The organism is Kitasatospora sp. DSM 101779 (assembly GCF_025655475.1).
Lineage (GTDB): Bacteria > Actinomycetota > Actinomycetes > Streptomycetales > Streptomycetaceae > Kitasatospora.
This window is the reverse complement of record NZ_JAHTIK010000001.1, coordinates 2,057,105-2,058,871: the sequence shown is the minus strand read 5'-3', so window position 1 is coordinate 2,058,871 and position 1,767 is coordinate 2,057,105. Positions and strand designations below refer to the sequence as shown.

The window sequence follows — 1,767 nt, the reverse complement described above, 5'->3', positions numbered from 1 at the left end:
TCCCGGCGGTGTCGGCCGCCGGATCCGCCCCGGCCGGCGGCACCGGCCACGAGGGCGGCGGCGACGGCGAACTGCCGCGCCGGGTGCGGCAGGCCAGCCTCGTCCCGCAGCTGCGCGAGGCACCGGCCCGGCCGCGGACCGTGCCGCGCGGGGACGCCGGGCAGCCGGTCGGCCGGAACCCCGAGGAGGCCCGCGCCGCGATGTCCGCCTTCCAGCGCGGCTGGGCCCGCGGCACCACCGAGCAACCGATCCGACCGAACCCCACCGGAGGAGAGCACCGATGATCGGCACCACGCACCACGCGGGCGAGCTCAACTGGCTGCTCGACGAACTCGTCTCCCGGGTCGCCCAGGTCAGGTTCGCGGTGATGCTCTCCGCGGACGGCCTGGCGATGGGCACCTCCGCCGGCCTCGGCCGGGAGGACGGCGAGCACCTGGCCGCGGTCGCCTCCGGCTTCCACAGCCTGGCCAAGGGCGCCGGCCGGCACTTCGATGCCGGCGAGGTCCGGCAGACCATGGTCGAGCTGGAGCACGGCTTCCTCTTCGTGGCCGCCGCCGGCCAGGGCACCTGCCTCGCCGTCTTCTCCACCGCCGACGCCGACCTCGGGCTGATCGCCTACGAGATGGCCCGCCTGGTGCGCCGGGTCGGCGAGCACCTGTACGCGGCGCCGCGCAGTACGGCGGGGGGCTGAGACCGATGCCGTCCCCGCCGCGCCGCTACCTGCCGGGCAGCCCGTTCGGCTACCCGCCGCCGCCCGACTCGCCCGTCCAGTGGTACGACGACGCGGCCGGCCCGATGGTCCGGCCGTACGCGATGACCAACGGCCGCACCCGGCCGGCCGGGGCGGAGTTCGACCTGATCGCCCTGGTGGTCAGCGACGTCCCCGAGGGCATCGACCTGCCCGTCGGCCCCGAACAGGCCGTCATCCTCGAGATCTGCCGAGGCAACGCACTCTCCGTCGCGGAGATCGCCGCCGATGTCGACCTGCCGCTCGGCGTGGTGCGGGTGCTGCTCGGCGACCTGCTGGACGCCGAGTACATCCGGGTCAGCCGGCCCGTCCCGCCCGCCCTGCTCCCCGACGAGCACATCCTCCAGGAGGTCATCAATGGACTCCGCGCTCTCTGACGGCTCCGTGCTCGCGCTGAAGATCCTGGTCGCCGGAGGCTTCGGGGTCGGCAAGACGACGCTGGTCGGCTCGGTCAGCGAGATCCGGCCGCTGCGCACCGAGGAGCAGCTGACCACGGCCGGCCGCGGCGTGGACGACCTGGGCGGGGTGGAGCAGAAGACCACCACCACGGTGGCGATGGACTTCGGCCGGATCACCATCCGCGAGGGTCTGTCGGTGTACCTGTTCGGCACCCCCGGCCAGGACCGGTTCTGGTTCCTCTGGGACGAGCTGGCGCAGGGCGCGCTCGGCGCGGTGGTGCTGGCGGACACCCGGCGGCTGACGGACTGCTTCCCGGCGGTGGACTTCTTCGAGCACCGGGGGATCCCGTTCGTCGTCGCGGTGAACCGTTTCGCCGGCACCCGGGACTTCGGCCCGAAGGAGGTGGCCCGCGCGCTCGACCTCGACGCCGACACCCCGGTGGTGGCCTGCGACGCCCGGCGGCGGGCGTCCGGCAAGCAGGTACTGGTCGATCTGGTGGAGCACGCGGGCCGGGTGCACGCCGCCCGGCTGCTCGCCGACACCCGCCGCTGAGCGCGGCGCGGGCCGGTCCGGGCGGCGGCACCGGAACGGGGCGGGAGGCACCGCAGCCCTCCCGCCCC

General features: G+C 75.2%; 3 protein-coding genes and 1 pseudogene. All 4 read left to right on the top strand.

Annotated elements, in window-relative coordinates; all coding sequences use genetic code 11:
* Positions 1-284 (top strand): annotated as a pseudogene (locus KSNIM_RS09550) (hypothetical protein); the annotation flags it as partial.
* Positions 281-691, top strand: coding sequence for a roadblock/LC7 domain-containing protein (locus tag KSNIM_RS09545; protein WP_263102793.1), 411 nt, complete (start codon positions 281-283; stop codon positions 689-691). The pseudogene KSNIM_RS09550 and the gene KSNIM_RS09545, both read left to right, overlap by 4 nt.
* Before the next feature lie 5 nt (positions 692-696).
* Positions 697-1,125: a DUF742 domain-containing protein gene (locus KSNIM_RS09540; RefSeq protein ID WP_411543684.1), complete on the top strand. Its 429-nt coding sequence runs from the start codon at positions 697-699 to the stop codon at positions 1,123-1,125.
* Positions 1,106-1,699 carry a GTP-binding protein gene (locus KSNIM_RS09535; RefSeq protein ID WP_263102792.1) on the top strand — a complete coding sequence of 198 codons (594 nt, stop codon included), beginning with the start codon at positions 1,106-1,108 and terminating at the stop codon, positions 1,697-1,699. The genes KSNIM_RS09540 and KSNIM_RS09535 overlap by 20 nt, the downstream gene beginning before the upstream one ends.
* Positions 1,700-1,767 lie beyond the last annotated feature (68 nt).